Raw genomic sequence first — 19,354 nt, 5'->3', positions numbered from 1 at the left:
CGGCGTTCGACTGGCCGCGCACGCTCGTCGCCCGCGGCGCGGACCGCCTGCAGGCCGCGCACCTGCACCATCGCCCGCAGGAGGCGCGCAGCGGTGCGCTGCATTGCTTCCTGCTCGACTGCTCGGCGTCGATGCGCCACGACGGCCAGTTGGCGCGCGCCAAGGGCCAGCTGCTCGCGCTGATGCAGGAGGCCTACCAGCGGCGCGACCATGTGGCGCTGCTGTGCTTTGCCGGCGATGTGGTCGAGCTGCGTCTGCCGCCGCGCCGCGCCAGCGCCTGGAACGACGACTGGGTCGCGCCCATCGCGGCCGGTGGCGGCACGCCGTTGGCGCTCGGCGTGCAGCGCGCGCAGCAGCTGCTGGCAAAGCACGAGACCCGCCAACGCTGGCTCTGGCTGCTGACGGACGGCCGCAGCAACGAAAGCCCCGCGCGCCCCGCCGCCGCGGACGTCGCCTGCGTGATGGACTTCGAACGCGCCCGCACGCCGCTGCACCGGGCGCGGCAGCTGGCCGCTCGGTGGGACGCGCGCTACCTGAGCGCCTGAATCACAGGATCGTGGGGCGCGCCTCGGCGCTCGTGGATCGACTTGGGGCGAGAAGGGGCATCCGCCGCGCGGCGTACCGCGGCAGGCGGCGCCTTCGATACTGCCGCGCTCTCAACGAAAGGAAGCCCATGTCCGTCACTCCCCGCCGCGTCGTACGCGAAGGCGCGTTCAAGCACATCATTGCCGACGGTGTGCAGGTCGGCGACGCGATCTATCTCTCGGGCCAGGTGAGCGTGGACGGCGAGGGCCGCACCCTCGGCGCCGGCGACATCGCGGCGCAGGTGCGGCAGGCCTACGCCAACGTGCGCAGCGTGCTCGAATCCTTCGGCGCCTCGATGGCCGACGTGGTGGACGAAACCCTGTTCGTGACCGACATCGACGGCTTCCTCGGCCAGGCCGACACACTGTTCGCCCTGCGCGCCGAGATGTTCGGTGGGGAGCCGCAGATCTCGCAGACGCTGGTACAGGTGGCGCGGCTCGGCAGCGCGGACTGGCTGATCGAGATCAAGTGCATCGCCAGAACAGCTGCAGCCTGAAGGGCTGAAGGCCGTTTCCGCCAGGGAGTTCGGGTACCGTACGGCATGCGTCCGAAACCCTGCCTCCTGGTCCTTGCGTTGACCCTGGCCATGCCCGCCGCCTTTGCACAAACCGAGGCGTCCGCGCAGCCGTTGAATGCCGAAGAGTGCAAGGCGCAGGAAGCCGTGCTGGAGCGCGACATGGGCCTGGCCCGTTCGCGCGGCCAGATGCTGCGCCGGCGCGAGTTGGCCGACACCCTGAGCGCGCTGCAGCTGCGCTGCCAGGCGCTTGCGCCGATGAGCCGCGAAGCGCGCATCGAAAAGCTGGAGCACGAGATCCGCACGCTGCGCACCGAGCTCGAACGCGCGGAGGCGCAGCTGCGCAGCGTGAAGAGCGAGTCGCCCTGAGCTACGTCACCAGGGCAGCTCGCTGAGCGGTCTGCGCGGGTCTGAAACAGCCGGCGCCAGATCGGCGGGGGTGTCCGGCCCGTCTTTCTCCGCCACCGCCTCCACCGGCGCCAGCATCGTCCCGCGGCAGTTCGGCGAGCCGCAATGGCAGGGGTACTTCGACGGCGGCGAGCCGTCGTCGGCCGTCAGCGAGTAATCGATGAACAGCTCGTCACCGGCCTCCACCGCTTCCATCGTCTGGAAGCGCAGCACCATTTCGCCTGCCTCGTCGTATTCCTCGACGGCCTCGCAGTTCGGCTCGCAGGAGTGGTTCAGGTGGCGCGTGGCATTGCCGCCCTTGGCGCCGTCGATGGTCTCGCCGGTCGTCAGCGTGAACAGGTAGGTGAGCTGGTCGTCCCAGAGCTTGGCGGCGACTTCCTGCCTGGTGTAGCGGCGGCCTTCGTAGAGGCCCAGGAAGGCTTCGGCCGGCAGGTCGCGCGTGGCGAAGGCGCCCAGGCCATGCACGCCGCTGGGGCCCACGCGGATGAAAGGGGTGGACGAGGTTCGCTTGGGGGACTTCATGAACGGACGGGGCGCGAGGAATCGGAAGAAGAGGTGGGCTGGGGCTGGAGTGTCGCGGTCATCTCGATCTGGCGTATGACAACGGTTGCGCCGCGTGCGGCCATCGCGCGGTGCAGCGCGCTGCCCTCGGGCTCGTCGACCAGCCGCCAGCGTGCGCCGGGGCGTGCCTGCGCGAGTGCGTCGAGCAAGGTGTGGGCCGAGGCTTCGTCGGGCGCGGCGGCGTCCAGCAGCATGTGCAGCGGCAAGGCCGGCGGCAGCAGGATGGCGTAGCCGCCTGTTGCCGCGCCGAGGGCTGCGGCGTCGTCGTGGGCGAGCGCGCCTTGCACGGTCGGCCACTCGCGGCGCCAGGTGGGGCGCGAGACGGCGGTGCAGGCCGCATGCAGGGCAGCGAGTGCGTCGGTGTCGGGCGCCGTCGAAGCTGCATCGGCGCGAGGTTCGAAGCTGCCTTCGAGCACCTCGAGCGTGCGGGTTTCGACGAAGCCCGCCTGCCGGTAGAGCTGCCGCGCCGGGTTCTGTTCGATGACTTCGAGCTGCACCTGCGCGATGCCGGCCGCCGACAGGTCGCGCAGCTGTGCCTCGATGAGTTGCTTCGCCAGCCCCCGGCGCCGTTGCGCGCTCGCGATGCCGAAGCCCGCGAGGTAGGCGCGCGAACCGCGCCGGCCAACGAGCGAGAGGCCGCAGGCCTCGCCGTCGACGACGATCACGCGCGAGAGCGCCAGGTCGGCTTCGGCGCGCCGCACATGGCGCTCGAACATCGCGCGGTCGAACGCGATCGGCACGAAGTAGTCCTCGTAGGAACGGTTCCAGAGGGCGGTGAGTTCGTCGGTGCCGAAGTTCGCGGCGGGAACGATATCGAAATTCATGGGGTGTGCGAGTCAGTTGCGCGGCGCATCCAGCGACGCAAGGCAATTCACGATGGCATCGGCCGCCTCGTCGAGCCGGGGGCCGGGCCGCATCATCAGGTCGAAACGCGCCGAGGCAAAGCTGCAGACGCGCCCGCGCTGGATGGCCGACATCGCCGACCAGCCGGGCCGCCCTGCCATGGCCGAGATTTCGCCCAGGGCCGAGACCATCAGCACGTCGGGGTTGGCGCGCACCACGAACTCGGGGTTCATCCTGGGGAAGGGCCCGAGCGAGCCCGGCACCGCATTGGCCAGGCCCAGGCGCGCCAGGGTCTCGCCGATGAAGGAGCTTTCGCTCGCCGCCGCGACGCCACCGTGCACCTCGAAGTACACGCGGCGCCCCTGCCAGTTCAGCGGCACGCGGGCGCGCGCTGCGTTCAGCCGGGCGTCGAGGCTGCGCCAGAAGGCCTCGCCCGCGCCCGGCTTGCCGGTGGCGCGGGCCACGGTTTCCATCACGCGGCGCATGTCGGCATGGGTCTTGGCGTCGAGCGCCAGCACCTTGATGCCCAGGCGCTCCAGCGCCTCGGCGGCGCGGCTGCGCGGGCGCAGCAGCACGAGGTCGGGCTTGAGCGCGACGATGCGCTCGATGTTCGCGTCGTCCATGCCGCCCACCTGCGGCAGGCCCTTCACCGCCGCCGGCCAGTTGGCGTGGCGGTCGATGCCCACGAGCCGGTCGCAGGCGTCGAGCGCGCAGACCGTTTCGGTGAGCGAAGGCATCAGCGAGACGATGCGCCTGGCGGGCGCCTGCAGCTCGAGCACGCGGCCGCGGTCGTCTTCCAGCCGGATGGCGCCCGCGTGTGCGGCCGGGCCGAGGCCCAGTGCCACGAAGGCCGCGGCCCGGGCGATGTGGCGCACGGCGGTGGAAGCAAAGGGCGGGCGCTGGGGCAGGGCGTTGGAAGTCATCGGGGCGGGCGGAGTCAGCCCGCTATTGTCGCGGCGCTTGCATCCGCAGCTGGCGCGCCGCTTCTTCCGCGCGTGCGTCGTCCACTTCGCGCAGCACGTTGCTGAGGTCGACGGGGCCGGTCTCGCGCACGAAGGTGCCCGTGAGTTCGGTCTCGGGCCGCAGCAGGCCGCGTTCGTAGAGCTGCCAGATCTCGTCGCCGTAGTGCGTCTGCAGCAGCGCGGGCGCGTACTGCCCGAAGAAGTTGCGCAGGTTCTCCACGTCGCGCAGCAGCATGCGCTTGGCGTGGTTGTTGCCCGCCGCGTCCACCGCCTGCGGCAGGTCGATGATGACCGGGCCGTCTTCGGCCAGCAGCACGTTGAACTCCGACAGGTCGCCGTGCACGATGCCCGCGCAGAGCATGCGCATCACTTCTTTCAACAGGCTGGCGTGGTGCTGCAACGCGTCTTCAGGCGAGAAGGCCACGTCGTTCAGGCGCGGCGCGGCGTCGCCGTTCGCGTCGGTCACCAGGTCCATGAGCAGCACGCCTTCGAGGAAGTTGTGCGGCGTGGGCACGCGCACGCCGGCCGCGGCCAGGCGGTAGAGCGCATCGACCTCGGCGCTCTGCCAGATGGCTTCGGTGACCTGGCGGCCGAATTTCGTGCCCTTGGCCATGGCGCGCGCCTCGCGGGTGTTCTTCACGCGGCGGTTCTCGGTGTAGTCGACGGCCTGGCGAAAGCTGCGCTTGTCGGCTTCCTTGTAGATCTTGGCGCAGCGCGTTTCTTCGCCACAGCGCACGACGTAGACCATGGCCTCCTTGCCGCTCATGAGCTGGCGCACGACGCTGTCGATCAGCCCTTCGTCGACGAGGGATTGCAGTCTTTGGGGTGTCTTCATGCGCGCGCCTCCGGCACAGCCAGGGGGCGGGTCGAGAGGAAGGCCCTCAGGCTTTCCGTGCCGATCTGGTAGGCGCCATCATGCCTGTGCGGGGCAAAGCCCAGCTGGCGGTTGATGGCGAGCATGGGCGCATTGGCCTCCGCGTTCTGCGTGACGGCGATCGCCACCTCGGGATGTCGCTCGCGCACGAGCTGCAACATGATCGCCTTCACGCCCTTGGCCAGTCCCTTGCCGCGCCAATGGCGGGCAACCCCGGTGAGGCGCTGGAACATGCGGTCGGGGTACAGCTGGTTCCAGCTGGCGTCGCACACGGCGGCCACGCTGTCGCCGTCGAGCAGCAGCACGAGAAAGTGCTCGCCGCCGCGGCGGTCGATCTCGGCGTACCAGGCGCGAAACCCTTCCAGCTCGAAGCGCATGGGTGCGCGTTCGAGTGCGCTGGTGGGCGCGTCTTCGAGCAGCGCGGACAGCGGCGCCATCAGCGTGGCCAGCCGTTCGAAGGGCACGCGGCCTGCGTGGATCTCGAGGCGCAGCCCGTGCGTGGGCGCGAGGGCGTCGGCACGCCAGCGGGCGAGCGCGGCCTCGTCCAGGCCGGCGAAGGCCATGTGGTTCTCGATGCTGCGGTGCTTCTCGGTCGCGCCGATGGTCGCGAGGAACGCCCGGCCTTCCGGCAAGTGGGTCTTGAAGGTCGCGGTGGAAGGGCCACGCGCCTCCATCAGCGCCAGAAGCCGGTGCAGCAAGGTGCTGGCCACGCCCTGGCGTTGGTGCGATCGCAGCACGCCGCCCCACGCGTCGATGAAAGGCGCGAAGGTCGCGTAGTCGGGCGAGCTTTCGCGGCGCACGCCCATGTTGAGGCTGCCGACGATGCGGCCCTGCGCGTCCCGCGCGAAGGCGCGGTGCACCACATGCAGCGGCGTGTGCTGTTGCACGTTCTGCTGGGTGTGCGCGTCGTCGGGCTGCGGCTCGCCCGGAAAGTCTTCGTCGTGGCGCTGGCGCCAGTAGGCCAGCGCCTGCGCCCATTCTTCAGCGGACGCCCGCTGCGGATCGAAAAGAGAAGTCACGAACTGCCGCGCATCGGCGGCACGGGTTTCAAGCATGGTGAGCCTTGATTCGAAAAGGGAACGGACCGCGCACGGCACAGGTGTACCCGCGTGGCGTTGTCTGAATCGGACGGCGTGTCGCGGCAGGACACCGCGAGGGTCGAACGGGCTGGCTGGTGGCGCCTTCAGCGGCACCTGGTGCGCGGGGAGCGCTTCAGCAGCAGTTCGGATGCGACCCGACAAACCGTACGTGGGAGGGAGAGTGAATAGCAGTGTCTTCCATCGCGCACCTCCAGTCCGGTTTGTTGATCGAGGCGTCGAATGTAGCGAGGTTCGCGCGGTCTGTGAAGTGCAAGGCGCCTGGGGCAGAATCCAAAAACCAACAGGGAGATGCCATGAATCCGAAGAAGATCTTCGACGCGGCGCGCGAAGCCGATGTCGACACGGTGCGCGCCTGCATCGCGGCCGGGGCCGACCTGGCCGCCGTGAACAAGCAGGGATTCACCGCGCTGCAGTGCGCCGCGATGGGCACGAACGAATCCGAGCTCGAGCCGATCCTCGCCGTGCTGCAACTGCTGCTCGAGGCCGGCAGTCCGCTCGAATACACCGGCACCGACGGCCGCACCGCGCTGTACCTCACGGCCGAGTTCTCACCGACCACGGAGCCGGTGCAACTGCTCATCGACGCGGGCGCGAACCCCGACGTGCGCGACAGCCACGGCAACCACATCACGGAGAACGCGATGGAGGAAGAGGTTGCGCAGCTGCTGTCGCGCATCACCGGCCACGCGCTGCCTGAGCCGCCACCGCCCGAGCCCGACCCGGTGAAGATGAGCGCCGCGCAGTGGCGCGCCGCCGAGGCACGCATCGCCGAGGTGTTCGCTGCACTGACGCAGGCAGGCCTGGTCGCGCTGCAGGACGCGGGCGACACGCAGTCCGACGGCTTCTCCGATTGTTCCGAAGCGTTCCGCGAGCGCGGCGGCAAGAAGGCCGGCGTGCACGGCTTCTGCTTCTACACGCGGCAGGACCAGAACCGCGCCAAGCGCACCAGCCAGCTCTCGCTCGCGTTCTGGGGCGCCCCAGAAGGCGGCGATGCCGACATGCAGCGCGTCGGCGAACTGGTGGTCGGCCAGTTCCGCGGCGCGGGCTTCGAGGTGCGCTGGAACGGCGCGTCGTCGATGCGGCCCGAAGTCGATCTGCGCGCCTGAGCCTCAGCCCAACGCCGCGCGCAGCCGGGTCGCGAGCTGTCGGGCCTGGGTGGGCGAGGCGACGTTGGTGAAGCCCATCAGCAGCCCCTGGCTTTTGACGACCGTGGTGCCCCGGGCCGACAGTGGCTGGCAGTTCAGTCCGGCCGCCTGCGCGCGGCGGGCCAGCACCACGTCGCTGTCGCGGTGCCCTTCGAAGCGCGCGATCAGGTGCATGCCGCCGGCCTGCAGGTCGATGCGCACGCCGCCGAAGGCCTTGTGCAAGGCCTCGACCAGCAGGGCGCGGCGGCGCGCATAGAGCAGGCGCATCTTCTTCAGGTGGCGCGAGAAATGGCCGTCGCGCATGAAGTCGGCCACCGTGGCCTGCGTGATCTGCGGGCAGCCGTTGGACGCGATGCGCGCTGCGCCCTCGAAGCGTTCACGCAGCGATTCGGGCACCACCAGGTAACCCAGCGCGAGGCCCGGGTAGAGCACCTTCGAGAAGCTGCCGGCGTACAGCACGCGGTCGTGCCCGTCGAGGCTCTTGAGCGCGGGCAGCGGCGCGCCGGCGTAGCGGTACTCGCCGTCGTAGTCGTCCTCGACGATCCAGGCCTTCGCACGCGAGGCCCAGTCGAGCAGCTGCAGGCGGCGCGCCAGCGACATCGACACGCCCAGCGGCGCCTGGTGCGAGGGCGTGACGACCGCCATGCGCGCCTTCGGCGAGCGGCGCATGCCGCGCGCGACGACCAGGCCTTCGTCGTCCACCGGCACGGGCACCACGCGGTGGCCGGCGCTGTGCAGCACGTCGCGCGTGGGCGCGTACCCCGGGTCTTCGATCCACACGCGGTCGTCCCGGGTGAGCAGCGTGCGCGCGACCAGCGCCAGCGACGCGCGGTAGCCGCCGGTGACGAAGACCTGCGCCGGCTGGCAGGCCAAGCCGCGCGACACCCGCAGGTAGGCCGCGATGGCCTCGCGCAGCGGCGCATGGCCTGCGGGGTCGCCGTAGAACAGGTCGGCCGCGCCCATGGCGCGCGCACGGCGGGCCATCAGCCGCGCCCAGAGCTTGCGCGGAAAGGCATCGAGTGCCGGAATGCCGAGTTGCAGCGGTGGCGGAGCGGCGGGCCCGGCCAGTGCGGGCGCATCCGCGACGGGGCGCGAACCGGTACGCACCGGCCGTTGCACCGGCAGCGACGGCGACACCACCGTGCCCGCCTGTCCCTGCGCGCAGAAATAACCTTCGCCCGCGAGCTGGCTGTAGGCCGCTTCCACCGTGCCGCGTGCCACGCCCAGCTCGCTGGCCAGGCTGCGCGCCGACGCCACGCGGTCGCCGGGGCGAAGCACGCCGTGTTCGATGGCCGTGCGAAAGCGCCCGTAGACCTGGCGATGCAGCGGGGTCGTCGTCGAGCGGTCGATGCCGGGGAGGGCGTTGTCTGGCGGTTCGATCATGGCCCAGTCATTTTGACGATTCTTGGTTCTTTCGTCTGGTGCATCGCGATCCTAAGCTCAAGCCTTCGAACAGCCAGCAGGAAAGAAGGAAACGCAATGGGCGAGAAGGTATTCGTGGCGGGCGTGACCGGGGCCGTGGGCTCGGCGCTGATCCCGCTGCTGGTCGAGGCCGGCCACACGGTGTACGGCGGCACCCGCCGGGCCGAGCGTGCGGCGGCGCTGGAGGCCCGCGGCGCGACGCCGGTCGTCGTCGATGTGTTCGACGCGCAGGCCTTGCGCGACGCGCTGGCGCGCATCGCGCCCACGGTCGTCATCCATCAGCTCACCGATCTGCCCCGGGACCTGGACCCGGCGCTCATGGCCGAGGCGGTGGTGCGCAATGCGCGCGTGCGCATCGAGGGCACGCGGCACCTCGTGGCGGCGGCGCTGGCGGCCGGTGCGAAGCAGCTGATTGCGCAGAGCATCGCTTGGGTCTACGCGCCCGGGCCGACGCCGCACACCGAGGGCGACCCGCTCGACCTCGGGGCTGAAGGCGGTCGCCGCATCAGCATCGACGGCGTGGCGGCGCTGGAGCGCAGCGTGCTGGGTGCCGTCGGCCTCACGGGCACGGTGCTGCGCTATGGGCAGCTGCATGGGCCGGGCACCTCGAACGCGGCGCCGAAGGGCGCGAGCCCGGTGCACGTCGAAGCCGCAGCCTGGGCTGCGTTGCTCGCGATGCGGCATGCACGCGGCGGCATCTTCAACATCGCGGAGGACAGCGCCGAGGTCAGCAGCGAGAAGGCAAAGCGTGAGCTTGGGTGGCACGCGGCATTCCGGTCGTCACAGGAGGTCGCGTCATGAAGGCCGAACGCTGGCATCGCACGCCGTCGATCGGCGCGGGCCTCGCGGGGCTGTCGCTGGTGCTCGCCGCCGGCTGGGCGCTGATGCCGCGCGCCGGCCAGCAGGAGGCCGTGCAGTGGTTCGCCGACGTGTGCAGCGCGGTGGCGCGGCCGATGTTCGCGTCCGCACCCGTGCCTGCGGGCTCGGAGGCCACGGCGCGGCCGGCGACGCAGGTCAAGGTGCTGTCGTGCGAGGCGCTGCCGCACGTGCCCGGCAAGTCGGTGACGACGGTGCTCGTCGACTTTCCGCCGCTGGCCTATTCGCCCGCGCACCGGCACCCGGGCTCGGTGACCGCGATCATTGTCGAAGGCACCATCCGCTCGCAGCTGGGCGGCGGCCCGGTGGGCACCTTCAAGAGCGGCGAGACCTTCTTCGAGCCGCCCAACACGCTGCACATGTTCGCGGAGAACCCCGACCCGGTGAAGCCCGCGAAGCTGATGGCGGTGTTCGTCACCGATACCCACTGCGGACCATTGTTGCTGCCGCCCTGAAGCTTCTGGTGCTGTGCGCACAGCTTCGGGAGAGCGTCAAACGCACGCGCCTTCGGCCCCGGATCGCGCAAGGCCACCGAGGCCGCACGGACTGCGCGCGATTAGAGTCCGGCGATGACCCTGACCTATGCATACCTCGCTGTCGCGATCGTCGTCGAAGTGCTCGCGACCAGCTTCCTCAAGGCCTCGGACAGCTTCACCAGGCTCTGGCCCAGCGTGGCCACGGTGGTGGGCTACGCGGTGTCGTTCTACTTTCTCTCGCTCGCGCTGCGCGTGCTGCCCACCGGCATCGCCTATGCGATCTGGTCGGGCGTGGGCATCGTGCTGATCTCGGTGGTGAGCTGGCTCTGGTTCGGCCAGACGCTCGATGCGCCGGCCATCGTCGGGCTCGGGCTGATCATCGCGGGCGTGGTGGTGGTCAACGTGTTCTCGAAGTCGGTGGGGCACTGAGGCATGGGCACGATTGAACAGCTGCTGCCCCGGCTGCCCGCCGGTACGACGTGGACGCCGGTCAGCGAGGGCGAGTCGGGCGATGCGGTGTTCCGCCGCAGCGACGGCGCGGCCTTCGCGAAGGTGTCGCTAGGTGCGGGCGCGGCGCAGCTCGACGAGGAACGCCGGCGCACCGAGTGGCTCGCGCCGTACAACGTCGGCTCCGCGCGCGTGCTCGACTGGCGCGCGACGCCCGAGGGCGCCTGCCTGGTCACGGCCGCGGTGCCGGGCGTGCCGGCCAGCGACCTGCCGGCGGCCGAGCTGCTGCGTGCCTGGCCGTCGATGGCGCGGCGCCTGCGCGCGCTGCACGAGATTCCGGCGGGCGAGTGCCCGTTTGCGCGCCCGCTGTCGGCGATGTACGACCGCGCCGCCGATGTTGTCGCACGCGGCGCGGTGAACCCGGAATTCCTCGACCCCGACCAGCAGGACGTGCCGCCGCCATTGCTGCTGGCACGGCTGCACGCCGACCTGACGCACCGACTCGCGCAGGAAGCGCAAGACCGCGTCGTGTGCCACGGCGACGCCTGCCTGCCGAACTTCCTGGTCGACCCGCAGACGCTGCAATGCACGGGCCTCATCGACGTGGGGCGGCTGGGCACGGCGGACCGGTGCGTCGACCTGTCGCTGCTGCTGGGCAATGCGCGCGAGAGCTGGCGCGATGCGGCCGACGCGCGCGCCGCGCATGCTTCGCTCTTCACGCAGTTGGGCATCGACGCGCCCGACGACGGCCGGCTCGACTTCTATCTTCGGCTCGACCCGCTGACCTGGGGCTGAAGGCCGTGCAGGGGCGCCGCATTGTTTCCTTTTCGGGAACGCCGTGGTTCTTTTTGCTGTGGGTTTTTACCTAGATCCCGCCGCACAATTCATCTCACGGACCGGCCCCCAAAGCCGACCCGGATGAACAGGCCCCGAGCGAGTTGGCCGCCCTTCAAGAAGAGGGACGGTGACCCACCCAAGACCGGTTCAAACCATCCAAGCCAACACTTGTACTACTGAACTGAATTGAAGAAGGAAACCGCCATGAACGCCTCGAAGATCCTCTCCGCCGTTGCTGTTGCCCTGATGGCCGTCGCCGGTGCCGCCCACGCTGAAACCTACGAAGGCGTGCATCGCCTGACCTCGGCCGCCAGCCGCGCTGACGTCGCCGCACAAGCCGTCGTGGCCGCGCACAGCGCCGACCCCTATGCCACCGGCGCCGAGGCAGGCCCCGCACAGGTGTTCGTGTCGACCGTGAGCCGTGACGCTGTGCGCGCCCAGGCCGTGGTGGCCGCCCGCAGCGAGAACCCCTACAGCGAAGCCGTGACCTCCCGCGTGGCCCCGGTGCTGGCCAGCGGCCTGGACCGCGCCAGCGTGCGCGCCGAGGCCCGTGCCGCTGCACGCGGCGAGGCACTGCCGCTGTAACCGATCGGCGATAGGCACGCCCACTCGGCCCCACGGGACGGGTGTCGGCGGGCCAGGGAAAGAAAAACCGGCCTTGCGAAAGCAAGGGCCGGTTTTTTCACGAACGGGGTGGGGCGGTCGTCAGAAGCAGCGTTCTTCGATCGTGCCCACGCGGTCCGGGTAGAAGGCCACGTAGTCCTTGATCGGCGCGACCGATTCGTAGGGTGACTCGTAGGTCCACACGGCATTCACCGAGCGCTCGCCGCCCGCTGGAATGCTGTAGTAGGCGCACTCGCCCTTGTACGGGCAGTAGGTCGCATGCGTGGTGCGCTCCAGCAGCGACATGCGCACGTCCTTGCGCGGAAGGTAATGCACCGTGCCGAAATGCGATTCGCGCAAGGTCAGTGCCTCGCGCGAGCTGGCAATGACATGGCCTCCCACCGACACCACCACGCGCAACGGATTCGGCGTGATGGTGATCGCATGGTCGGGGCCCGGAATCTTGACGGTGCGTTCTGGCGTGGCGAACATGGACAAGCTCCTTCGGACGAATCGGCGGATGCGCATCTTGCTGCGATGTCGCGACGATTTGAAGTCTCTTGCGAATCCACCTGTTCCCGGCGTGGTTAAAGGCGGCCGGGTTCGAAAACCAAAGTTTCAGATTCGCCGTTTTTGCGGTGTACCCCGAAGCCCGCGCGGCCCGGCGCGATGTGTTCGCGCAGCGTGAGCGCCGGAATTTCGTAGTCGCCTCCGTTCTGCGGGCGAAACGCAATCGGGTCGGTGCTCCACAGCGTGTCGAGCCGCTCGCCCAGCTCGCCGGTGATGCGCGCATAGGCTGCGGCATCGACCTTGCCCGTGCGATGCACCACGAAGGGCGGCAGCACGTCGAAGCCGGGGTAGTAGAGGATGCCGTGGTGGATGGGGAACAGCAGCTCGTCCATCGGCCCGTTGATGCCGCGCGGGGCGTAGTGCGAGGCCCAGCCGCCGGTGGTCACCACCAGCATCGCGCGCTTGCCGGCAAGCGTGCCTTCGCCGAAGCGGTCGCCCCAGTGTGTATCGGAATGTTCGCCCACGCCGTAGGCAAAGCCGTAGGCGTAGATGCGCTCGATCCAGCCCTTGAGGATGGCGGGCATCGAGTACCACCACAGCGGGAACTGCAGGATCACCGTGTCGGCCCACAGCAGCTTCTCCTGCTCGGCGGCGATGTCGGCGGTCTGCGTGCCGCCCTCGAAGGCGCGCAGCGAGTCGCGCACGGGGTCGAAGGGCGCGGCGGTGTCGCGCGCGGGGAAGTCGTCGGCGTCGAGCGCGGGCTTCCAGCGCATCGCGTACAGGTCGGACACGCGCACGGAATGGCCGGCGCTCGTGAGGCGTTCGACCATGAAGCGATGGAGCGAGCCGTTCAGCGAGGCGGCTTCGGGATGGGCAAGGACCAGCAGGATGTTCACGGTGTCAAAGGGTTCGAGTGAAGATGCCCTCAGGTTAGGGATTGCCGCGCTATATTGGAAATGAATAGTTTGAATTCCAGGTATCGCCATGAACAATTTCAGCCGCATCGACCTCAACCTGCTGGTCACGCTCGACACCTTGCTGGCCGAGCGCAACGTGACCCGCGCGGCCGAGCGCCTGAACCTTTCGCAGCCCTCGGTGAGCGTGCAGCTCGCCAAGCTGCGCGAGCTCTTCGACGACCCGCTGCTCGTGCCCGCGCAGCGCGGCATGCGGCCCACCGCACGCGCCGACGAACTGCGCGAGCCGCTGCGCGAAGCGCTCGCATCGCTGGGCCGCGCGGTGGCGCCCAGCCAGCCCTTCGACCCGGCCAAGGCGACCACCACCTGGCGCGTGGCCGCGGCCGACTACGCCGAGTCGGCCATCCTGCTGCCCGCGCTGGCCGGCCTGCGCGCGGCGGCGCCCAACACGCGGCTGGCCGTGGTCGACGCCGTGCCGACGCGCATGGCGCGCCAGCTCGAGCAGGCGGAGATCGACCTGTTCTTCCACACCAGCGTGGGCGCGCCGCCCGGCCTGCACCGGCGCGTGCTGTTCCACGAGCGCTACGTGCTGGCCGGACGGGCAGGGCACCCGCGCCTGAAGCGCCGGCCCACGCTCGCGCAGTTCTGCGCGCTGGAGCATGTGGTGGTGTCGCTCAGCGGCGGCGGCTTTGCCGGGCCCACCGACGAGGCGCTGGCGGCGCAGGGCCTCACGCGGCGCGTGGCGCTGTCGGTGCCGCACTTCCTTTTCATGATGTCCGTGCTCGCCAGCACCGACATGGTGGCCATGCTGCCCGAGCGCCTGGCGCGCGGCGCGCCGGGGCTGCGCGTGGTGGAAGCGCCGCTCGACGTGCCGGGCTACGAGATGGCGATGCTGTGGCACGAGCGGCGGCATCGCGACCCGGGACATCGGTGGCTGCGCGAGCAGATCGCCCGCAGCGTGTAGCGCCGGCTGGCGAGCGGGCCGCCCCCTTCGCCGGCATCGGCTTTCCGCCATGACGGCGCAGCGCTTGCCGCCGCGGGCGTACAGTCGAAGTGTGAGCCTGTCGGGGCTCTCTCTGCACGAATGGAGGTCGAAGATGGCCCAGCACGCAATTACCGCGGTTCACTTCAAGGACGCAAAGGTGGACCTCGTCGCCATTCACCCGGTCGTGGAGAAGGAGTTCGGTTCGACGGAGTTTTCTCTCGGCACGGCACAGCGCGTCAGCGTCGGCGAATGCGTCAAGCTCCTTGCGGCTGGCGAGGAGGTGTGCCTGGCACGGCGCACCGAAAGCCACGGCTGGGAAGTCATTTGCGACGCCCGGCTCTTGCCGGGTGGGACCGCCTTTGCTGGCGTCGACATTCTGGATCGCCCCACCGACGCCTTGCAGCAGCTTCCTGCGTGGGACTAGCCGGATGACCGATCCTGATTGCGTACGGACGACGAGAAGGTGCCATCGAAGGACTGCACCTTCAACCTCAACCATGCCCGGCTCTCCCAGAAGCGGCGTGTGAAGCTTCCGTGCCTGTCGTGCTGGATTCCATGAGGTGTTCCGGACGGATCGGCAGATCGCGCACGCGATGGCCTGTCGCATGAAAGACGGCGTTGGCGACGGCCGCGCCGACGCCGATGGCGCCGAGTTCACCGATGCCGCGCCCCCCGAACGGGCACGACTGGGTATCGAATTCCTCGACGAAGGACGCGTCGATGTCGGGAACATCGGCATTCACCGGCACCAGATATCCCGCGAGATTCTTCGACATGAAACGCCCCAGTCGCAGATCCGTTTCCGATCGCTCGAGCAGCGCCTGCCCCAGTCCCCAGATGATGCCGCCGGTCATCTGGCTGTGCGCTGTCTTGGGGTTGACGATTTTTCCGGCGCTGTACACCGCAACGATGCGGCTGACGCGCGGGATCGGGAGGTCCTCGTCGATCCGGACTTCGGCGAATATCGCGCCGAAGCTGAAGATGGCTCCAGCAGTTTCGCCCGGCGTCCATTCGCCGTCGGCCGAGAGGCGTTGGCTGGCGTCGAGCCGGGCCAGCGCGCCCGGAAAGTCCGCGGGTTCACTGGCGCCAGCCTGTGCCAGCAGGGCCTTGAGCTTCAGCGCGCCGTCCATCACCGCAGCGCCGACGCTCATGGTTGTCGCCGACGCGCCGCTGACAGGCGACGTCGGCAGTGCCGTGTCGCCCAGTTCGATGGTGACGCGTTCGACCGGAATGCCCAGCACATCTGCCGCGATCTGCGGAAACACCGTGCGCGTGCCCGTGCCGATTTCCTGCGTGCTGGCCTCGATCAGCACCTGCCCCGTTCGGTCGATGCTGACCCGGACCTTCGCCGGGTAGCGATACGCCGGCAAGATGGCGGTTGCCATGCCATAGCCGACCAGGTCGCGGCCTGCGCGCATCGAGCGCGGCGCGGGTGAGCGATCCGCCCATCCGAACCGGCGGGCACCGACCTCATAGCACTCGCGCAGCTTCTTGGAGGAGAAGGCGCGTCCGTCCACCGGGTTGAAATCCGCATGGTTCTTCAGCCGCAGCGCAAGCGGGTCCATGCCCAAGGTGAAGGCCAGCTCGTCCATGGCGATCTCGACCGACACGAGGCCGACACCGCCAAACGGTGACCGCATCGACCAGGGCGCGCTGCGGTCCAGCCGCACGATGCTGTGCGTGGTCATGACGGATGGGCACGCATACAGCGGCGCCGTCTCCCAGCCCGCACCCTCGACATGGTCGCCGGCCCGGGAGGCGGCCGCGATGGTGTCGTGGCGAATGCCGGTCAAGGCGCCGTCGGCGCGGGCGCTGAGCCTGACCCTTTGCCGGGTGGCCGGTTGATGGCCATGGCCGGTGAAGGACTGTGCACGTGTCAGCACGAGCTTGACCGGTCGCCCCAGTTCGCGCGCAGCCATCGCCGCCAGGATCTGGTGCGGCCAGCCGTAGTGCTTGCAGCCGAAGCCGCCGCCGAGATTCTCGTTCCGCACGCGGACGTTCGCCGGGTCCAGCCCCAGTGCACGTGCCAGCACGTTGCGCGTATCCACGACGCCTTGTGTCGCGTCATGGACCAGCAAATGGCCGTCGTTCCAAATGGCAAGGGTCACCGAAAGTTCGATGGGGTTGTGATGCCGGTCCGAGGTCGTGTAGACGCCATCCACTGTCGCGTCTGCTTCGGTCCATGCCGCGGCCACGTCGCCGAAACTCTTGTTGGGCGGTACATCGAAGAAGGCAGGTGCCACTTCGGCGCGATCGATGCCGGGGAGAAAGCCGACATTGAAAGGAATTTTCCGGTACAGCACTTCGACACGCCGGGCGGCCTCCGTTGCGTGCTCCAGCGTATCGGCCACGACCAACGCCACGGGTTGGCCATCGTGCATCACGCGGTCGTCCTGCAGTGGCAGCAGATGCTGCGACGCCAGCGGGTAGTCCTTGATGCTGACGAGCCGCGGCGTGTTGAGGTGCGTGAAGATATGAATAACGCCCGGTGCGGCCAGCGCGTCCGTCAGGTTGAAACGGGTGATCGTTCCTTTGGCGCACCTTGCCGTCACGATCACCGCGTGTGTCGCATCTGCCACGAAGGTGTCCGCGGTATAGCGTGCGCGCCCCGACACCTTGTCCGGCCCGTCCAGCCGATTGACAGCCTTGCCGATGAGGCCGCCGCTCATGCCGCACCTCCCGCAGTTTGCAAGGCCCGGATGGCGGCTCGCCTGGCAAGCTCGGGCTTGAAGGCATTCTGGCGCCCGGGGCGTGCCGAGGCGAAGTCCTCTTCCAGCGCTCGTCCGAGTGCCGCGGAGTCGGTAATAGCGAGGCCCTTGAGTGCATGCTCGGCGGCGTTCAGCCGCCAAGGCTTGTGAGCGACACCTCCAAGAGCGATGCGTGCTGAACGGATCACCTCGCCGTCGAGCGTCACCCCGGCGGCGGCCGAGACGAGCGCAAATTCGTAGGACGCTCGCTCACGAATCTTCACGTAGCGCGAAAGGCGAGCCGTCTGCGAGAGCGGCACCGAGATGGCAACGATGAGTTCACCCGCATCCAGCACCGTGGGGTTGCCGGGCGTTTCACCCGGGGCGCGATACAACGCCGTCATTGCGATGCGCCGCTGCCCGCCGGGCCCCTGGACGACCACATCGGCATCCAATGCAGTCAAGGCCACCGCGACATCCGAAGGGTGGGTCGCGATGCAATGCGTGTTCCAGCCGAACAGCGCGCCCGCGCGGTCTTCGCCGTCCATTGCCCCACAACCGCTGCGCGCTCGCCGCATGTTGCAAGGAAGTTCTGCTTCCGCTCGAAAGTAGGGACACCGTGTGCGTTGCATCAGGTTGCCACCCATGGTGGCCATGTTGCGAAGTTGTGCCGATGCACTTTTCAGCAAAGCCTCGGAGATGGCAGGGAAGTCGTGGCACACCGACGGGTGTGCCGCGACGTCGCTCATGCGCGCGAGTGCACCGATCGTCAGTTCGCGGTCGTCGGCCTCGATGAGGTCGAGACCCGGGATGTGATTGAGGTCTATCAGGCGACGGGGGGAGGCGATGCCTTCCTTCATCCAGTTGACGAGTTCGGTGCCACCGGCGATGGCCCATGTGCCTGCTTGAGAGGTGGCGTCGATGGCGTCCGCCAGCGTGGCCGGTCGTGCATAGCTGAAGGTCTGCATGTCAGTTGTCTCCGCCGGCATTCGCAACCATGTGCACCGCCTGAACGATCTGGGGATATGCGGAGCAACGACAGATGTTGCCGCTCATGAATTCACGGATCTCATCCTTCGAACCGGCATGGCCCTCGCGGATCAGGGCAACCGCCGACATGATCTGCCCGGGCGTGCAGTACCCGCACTGCAAGGCATCGTGTTCGATGAATGCCACCTGCATCGGATGCAGTTCGCCTTCGGGTGAGAGACCCTCGATGGTGGTCACCTCCTTGCCATCCGCCATGACGGCCAACGTCATGCAACTGAGTGCGCGGTGTCCGTTGATATGCACCGTGCAGGCGCCGCATTCACCGCGGTCACAGCCCTTCTTGGTGCCCGTGAGTCCAAGGCGTTCGCGCAGTGCGTCGAGCAACGTCGCGCGCGGGTCAAGGGGCAGCGAACGGTCCGACCCGTTCACTCGCAGAGTGACAGGGATCGCATCCAGGGGGCTGCTCGCGAATTCCTGCTCTGCGTGCAACGCAGGGTGTGCCGTTCTTGTCTCGTGCAGATGAGGGCTCAAAGAATCCATGCGTGTCTCCATCAAGAAAAATCAATTTGAAAACCCCTGAGACCTCTCTTGGTAAAGAGTTGATCGCCGATTTGCATGTTAAAAAAACTATCGAAAATGACAAGTACTTACCATTTGGTTATGTACTTACTGATTGGTAAGTATGAAAAAAGAATCACAAGACAAACAGCGATACAGCCGTGGCCTCGGCTCCGCGATCGAGGTCATCGGAGGAAAATGGAAAGCCAGCATCCTGTGGGAAATCAAGGTCGCAAAGGTGATGCGATTCACAGACTTGAGGCGGTGCCTGCCTGACGTCAGCGGGAAGGTGCTTGCCCAGCAGCTGCGGGAACTGGAAGAGGACGGCATCATTTGCCGCAAGACCTTTGCAGAAAGCCCGCCCCGGGTTGAATACTCGGCAACCGAAATGGGCGCTGCGCTGGACGACGCCCTATGGCCTCTCGCCGATTGGGGGGCAGGGCTTGCATACCCGTTGAAAGACTCCACCGGTCACGAGTAGACGGGAATCAACAGTCTTCACGGGCGATGCCGACGATCCGGTCGGTACGATGGAACAAGCGGTCAAGCCGCCTACGGCTGGGCCTGCGCAATGTCCTCGTGAATGCAAAGGTAGTTGCCTTCAGTGTCCTTGAACCAGGCCGCCTTCTCCGAGCCGAGCACGCAGACATGGTTGACGGTTTTCAGCTCGGGAAAGTCGTAGTCCTCGAACACCACGCCGGCGCGTTTCAGCTTGTCGATGCTGGCGGCGATGTCCGGCACCTGGAAGCTGATCGCCGTGTGGTCGGCCTTGGTCCCCTCGGGTTTGGGGAACAGCGCGAGCGTGCTGCCGCCCACCGTGTAGACGAACTTGCCGTCGGGCCGCAAGCCACCGGCCTTCAAGCCCAGGCAGCCTTCGTAGAAAGCACGCGCGCGGTCCATGTCCTTCACCGGAAGCATGGTCGTGACAGACGAGTCGGACAGCATGGTGGGTCCTTTCGCACAGTGCGGCGCAGCGGGTGCCGCCAGGCGGCATGGCCTTGGCTGGCCGGGCGGTGGTCAGCTTACGCCTGCGGCGGAGGCGATGCCAGTGCGGTGG

The 19,354-nt window shown here is 68.4% G+C and carries 24 protein-coding genes; 12 read left to right on the top strand and 12 right to left on the bottom strand.

Annotation, left to right across the window (positions count from 1 at the left end; all coding sequences use genetic code 11):
- Positions 1–47: 47 nt before the first annotated feature.
- The 3 genes from AC07Q9_RS14410 to AC07Q9_RS14400 all read left to right on the top strand — a co-directional run bounded on the left by AC07Q9_RS14410 (position 48) and on the right by AC07Q9_RS14400 (position 1,468).
- Positions 48–545 carry a vWA domain-containing protein gene (locus AC07Q9_RS14410; RefSeq protein ID WP_495310795.1) on the top strand — a complete coding sequence of 166 codons (498 nt, stop codon included), beginning with the start codon at positions 48–50 and terminating at the stop codon, positions 543–545.
- 128 nt (positions 546–673) lie between these two features.
- On the top strand, positions 674–1,081 hold the full coding sequence (locus AC07Q9_RS14405) for a RidA family protein (RefSeq protein ID WP_495310257.1): 408 nt from the start codon (positions 674–676) through the stop codon (positions 1,079–1,081).
- Positions 1,082–1,171: 90 nt separating this feature from the next.
- Positions 1,172–1,468, top strand: coding sequence for a DUF1090 family protein (locus AC07Q9_RS14400; RefSeq protein ID WP_495310252.1), 297 nt, complete (start codon positions 1,172–1,174; stop codon positions 1,466–1,468).
- 6 nt (positions 1,469–1,474) lie between these two features.
- Here the strand turns inward: AC07Q9_RS14400 and AC07Q9_RS14395 are convergent, their stop codons facing one another.
- From AC07Q9_RS14395 to AC07Q9_RS14375, 5 genes are read right to left on the bottom strand one after another with little or no spacing between them, the layout of a single operon-like run.
- Complete coding sequence (locus tag AC07Q9_RS14395; RefSeq protein ID WP_495310250.1) at positions 1,475–2,029, bottom strand: SET domain-containing protein; 555 nt, start codon at positions 2,027–2,029, stop codon at positions 1,475–1,477.
- Complete coding sequence (locus tag AC07Q9_RS14390) at positions 2,026–2,892, bottom strand: GNAT family N-acetyltransferase (RefSeq protein WP_495310248.1); 867 nt, start codon at positions 2,890–2,892, stop codon at positions 2,026–2,028. The genes AC07Q9_RS14395 and AC07Q9_RS14390 overlap by 4 nt, the downstream gene beginning before the upstream one ends.
- Before the next feature lie 12 nt (positions 2,893–2,904).
- Positions 2,905–3,834 carry an ABC transporter substrate-binding protein gene (locus AC07Q9_RS14385; RefSeq protein ID WP_495259906.1) on the bottom strand — a complete coding sequence of 310 codons (930 nt, stop codon included), beginning with the start codon at positions 3,832–3,834 and terminating at the stop codon, positions 2,905–2,907.
- 22 nt (positions 3,835–3,856) lie between these two features.
- Positions 3,857–4,708 (bottom strand): PA4780 family RIO1-like protein kinase, encoded by an 852-nt coding sequence (locus AC07Q9_RS14380; protein ID WP_495310246.1) that lies wholly within the window; start codon positions 4,706–4,708, stop codon positions 3,857–3,859.
- On the bottom strand, positions 4,705–5,802 hold the full coding sequence (locus tag AC07Q9_RS14375) for a GNAT family protein (RefSeq protein WP_495310245.1): 1,098 nt from the start codon (positions 5,800–5,802) through the stop codon (positions 4,705–4,707). The genes AC07Q9_RS14380 and AC07Q9_RS14375 overlap by 4 nt, the downstream gene beginning before the upstream one ends.
- Positions 5,803–6,140: 338 nt before the next feature.
- On the opposite strand from AC07Q9_RS14375, the gene AC07Q9_RS14370 reads away from it, so the two are divergent.
- On the top strand, positions 6,141–6,953 hold the full coding sequence (locus tag AC07Q9_RS14370) for an ankyrin repeat domain-containing protein (RefSeq protein ID WP_495310244.1): 813 nt from the start codon (positions 6,141–6,143) through the stop codon (positions 6,951–6,953).
- A 3-nt stretch (positions 6,954–6,956) separates the two neighbouring features.
- Here the strand turns inward: AC07Q9_RS14370 and pdxR are convergent, their stop codons facing one another.
- Positions 6,957–8,375, bottom strand: coding sequence for a MocR-like pyridoxine biosynthesis transcription factor PdxR (pdxR, locus tag AC07Q9_RS14365; protein ID WP_495310243.1), 1,419 nt, complete (start codon positions 8,373–8,375; stop codon positions 6,957–6,959).
- 96 nt (positions 8,376–8,471) lie between these two features.
- Here pdxR and AC07Q9_RS14360 point away from each other — a divergent pair, with 96 nt between their 5' ends.
- The 5 genes from AC07Q9_RS14360 to AC07Q9_RS14340 all read left to right on the top strand — a co-directional run bounded on the left by AC07Q9_RS14360 (position 8,472) and on the right by AC07Q9_RS14340 (position 11,635).
- The gene (locus AC07Q9_RS14360) at positions 8,472–9,215 is read left to right on the top strand and encodes an NAD-dependent epimerase/dehydratase family protein (RefSeq protein WP_495310242.1); all 744 of its coding nucleotides are present in this window, start codon (positions 8,472–8,474) and stop codon (positions 9,213–9,215) included.
- On the top strand, positions 9,212–9,745 hold the full coding sequence (locus AC07Q9_RS14355; RefSeq protein WP_495310240.1) for a cupin domain-containing protein: 534 nt from the start codon (positions 9,212–9,214) through the stop codon (positions 9,743–9,745). The genes AC07Q9_RS14360 and AC07Q9_RS14355 overlap by 4 nt, the downstream gene beginning before the upstream one ends.
- Before the next feature lie 114 nt (positions 9,746–9,859).
- Positions 9,860–10,195 (top strand): SMR family transporter, encoded by a 336-nt coding sequence (locus AC07Q9_RS14350; RefSeq protein WP_095947131.1) that lies wholly within the window; start codon positions 9,860–9,862, stop codon positions 10,193–10,195.
- Between the two features lie 3 nt (positions 10,196–10,198).
- Positions 10,199–11,008 carry an APH(3'') family aminoglycoside O-phosphotransferase gene (locus tag AC07Q9_RS14345; RefSeq protein WP_495310239.1) on the top strand — a complete coding sequence of 270 codons (810 nt, stop codon included), beginning with the start codon at positions 10,199–10,201 and terminating at the stop codon, positions 11,006–11,008.
- Between the two features lie 246 nt (positions 11,009–11,254).
- A complete protein-coding gene (locus tag AC07Q9_RS14340; protein WP_095947133.1) occupies positions 11,255–11,635 on the top strand; it encodes a helicase SNF2 in 381 nt (126 codons plus the stop codon).
- A gap of 120 nt (positions 11,636–11,755) precedes the next feature.
- Here the strand turns inward: AC07Q9_RS14340 and AC07Q9_RS14335 are convergent, their stop codons facing one another.
- Together AC07Q9_RS14335 and AC07Q9_RS14330 are read right to left on the bottom strand one after the other, a co-directional pair.
- Positions 11,756–12,145, bottom strand: coding sequence for a DUF427 domain-containing protein (locus tag AC07Q9_RS14335; protein ID WP_062481469.1), 390 nt, complete (start codon positions 12,143–12,145; stop codon positions 11,756–11,758).
- A 95-nt stretch (positions 12,146–12,240) separates the two neighbouring features.
- A complete protein-coding gene (locus AC07Q9_RS14330) occupies positions 12,241–13,059 on the bottom strand; it encodes an NAD(P)H-dependent oxidoreductase (protein WP_495310238.1) in 819 nt (272 codons plus the stop codon).
- Positions 13,060–13,147: 88 nt separating this feature from the next.
- Here AC07Q9_RS14330 and AC07Q9_RS14325 point away from each other — a divergent pair, with 88 nt between their 5' ends.
- Positions 13,148–14,041 (top strand): LysR family transcriptional regulator, encoded by an 894-nt coding sequence (locus tag AC07Q9_RS14325; protein ID WP_495310237.1) that lies wholly within the window; start codon positions 13,148–13,150, stop codon positions 14,039–14,041.
- Positions 14,042–14,174: 133 nt separating this feature from the next.
- Positions 14,175–14,486 carry a hypothetical protein gene (locus AC07Q9_RS14320; RefSeq protein ID WP_492676609.1) on the top strand — a complete coding sequence of 104 codons (312 nt, stop codon included), beginning with the start codon at positions 14,175–14,177 and terminating at the stop codon, positions 14,484–14,486.
- 67 nt (positions 14,487–14,553) lie between these two features.
- Here the strand turns inward: AC07Q9_RS14320 and AC07Q9_RS14315 are convergent, their stop codons facing one another.
- Genes AC07Q9_RS14315 through AC07Q9_RS14305 form a run of 3 tightly spaced genes read right to left on the bottom strand, consistent with a single transcriptional unit; the run spans position 14,554 to position 18,279 of the window.
- On the bottom strand, positions 14,554–16,731 hold the full coding sequence (locus AC07Q9_RS14315) for a xanthine dehydrogenase family protein molybdopterin-binding subunit (protein WP_495310235.1): 2,178 nt from the start codon (positions 16,729–16,731) through the stop codon (positions 14,554–14,556).
- Positions 16,728–17,717, bottom strand: a complete 990-nt coding sequence (locus AC07Q9_RS14310) for an FAD binding domain-containing protein (RefSeq protein ID WP_495310233.1) — start codon at positions 17,715–17,717, stop codon at positions 16,728–16,730. Before AC07Q9_RS14310 ends, AC07Q9_RS14315 begins: the two co-directional genes overlap by 4 nt.
- A gap of 1 nt (position 17,718) precedes the next feature.
- Complete coding sequence (locus tag AC07Q9_RS14305; protein ID WP_495310232.1) at positions 17,719–18,279, bottom strand: (2Fe-2S)-binding protein; 561 nt, start codon at positions 18,277–18,279, stop codon at positions 17,719–17,721.
- Between the two features lie 142 nt (positions 18,280–18,421).
- On the opposite strand from AC07Q9_RS14305, the gene AC07Q9_RS14300 reads away from it, so the two are divergent.
- Complete coding sequence (locus tag AC07Q9_RS14300) at positions 18,422–18,778, top strand: winged helix-turn-helix transcriptional regulator (protein ID WP_495310230.1); 357 nt, start codon at positions 18,422–18,424, stop codon at positions 18,776–18,778.
- Positions 18,779–18,849: 71 nt separating this feature from the next.
- Here the strand turns inward: AC07Q9_RS14300 and AC07Q9_RS14295 are convergent, their stop codons facing one another.
- Complete coding sequence (locus AC07Q9_RS14295) at positions 18,850–19,242, bottom strand: VOC family protein (RefSeq protein ID WP_495310228.1); 393 nt, start codon at positions 19,240–19,242, stop codon at positions 18,850–18,852.
- Positions 19,243–19,354: the final 112 nt, after the last annotated feature.

The sequence above is a fragment of the Variovorax sp. GW821-FHT09A10 genome (assembly GCF_059418385.1).
The sequence above is the reverse complement of the archived record's forward strand: the minus strand, read 5'-3'. Positions and strand labels throughout refer to the sequence as shown.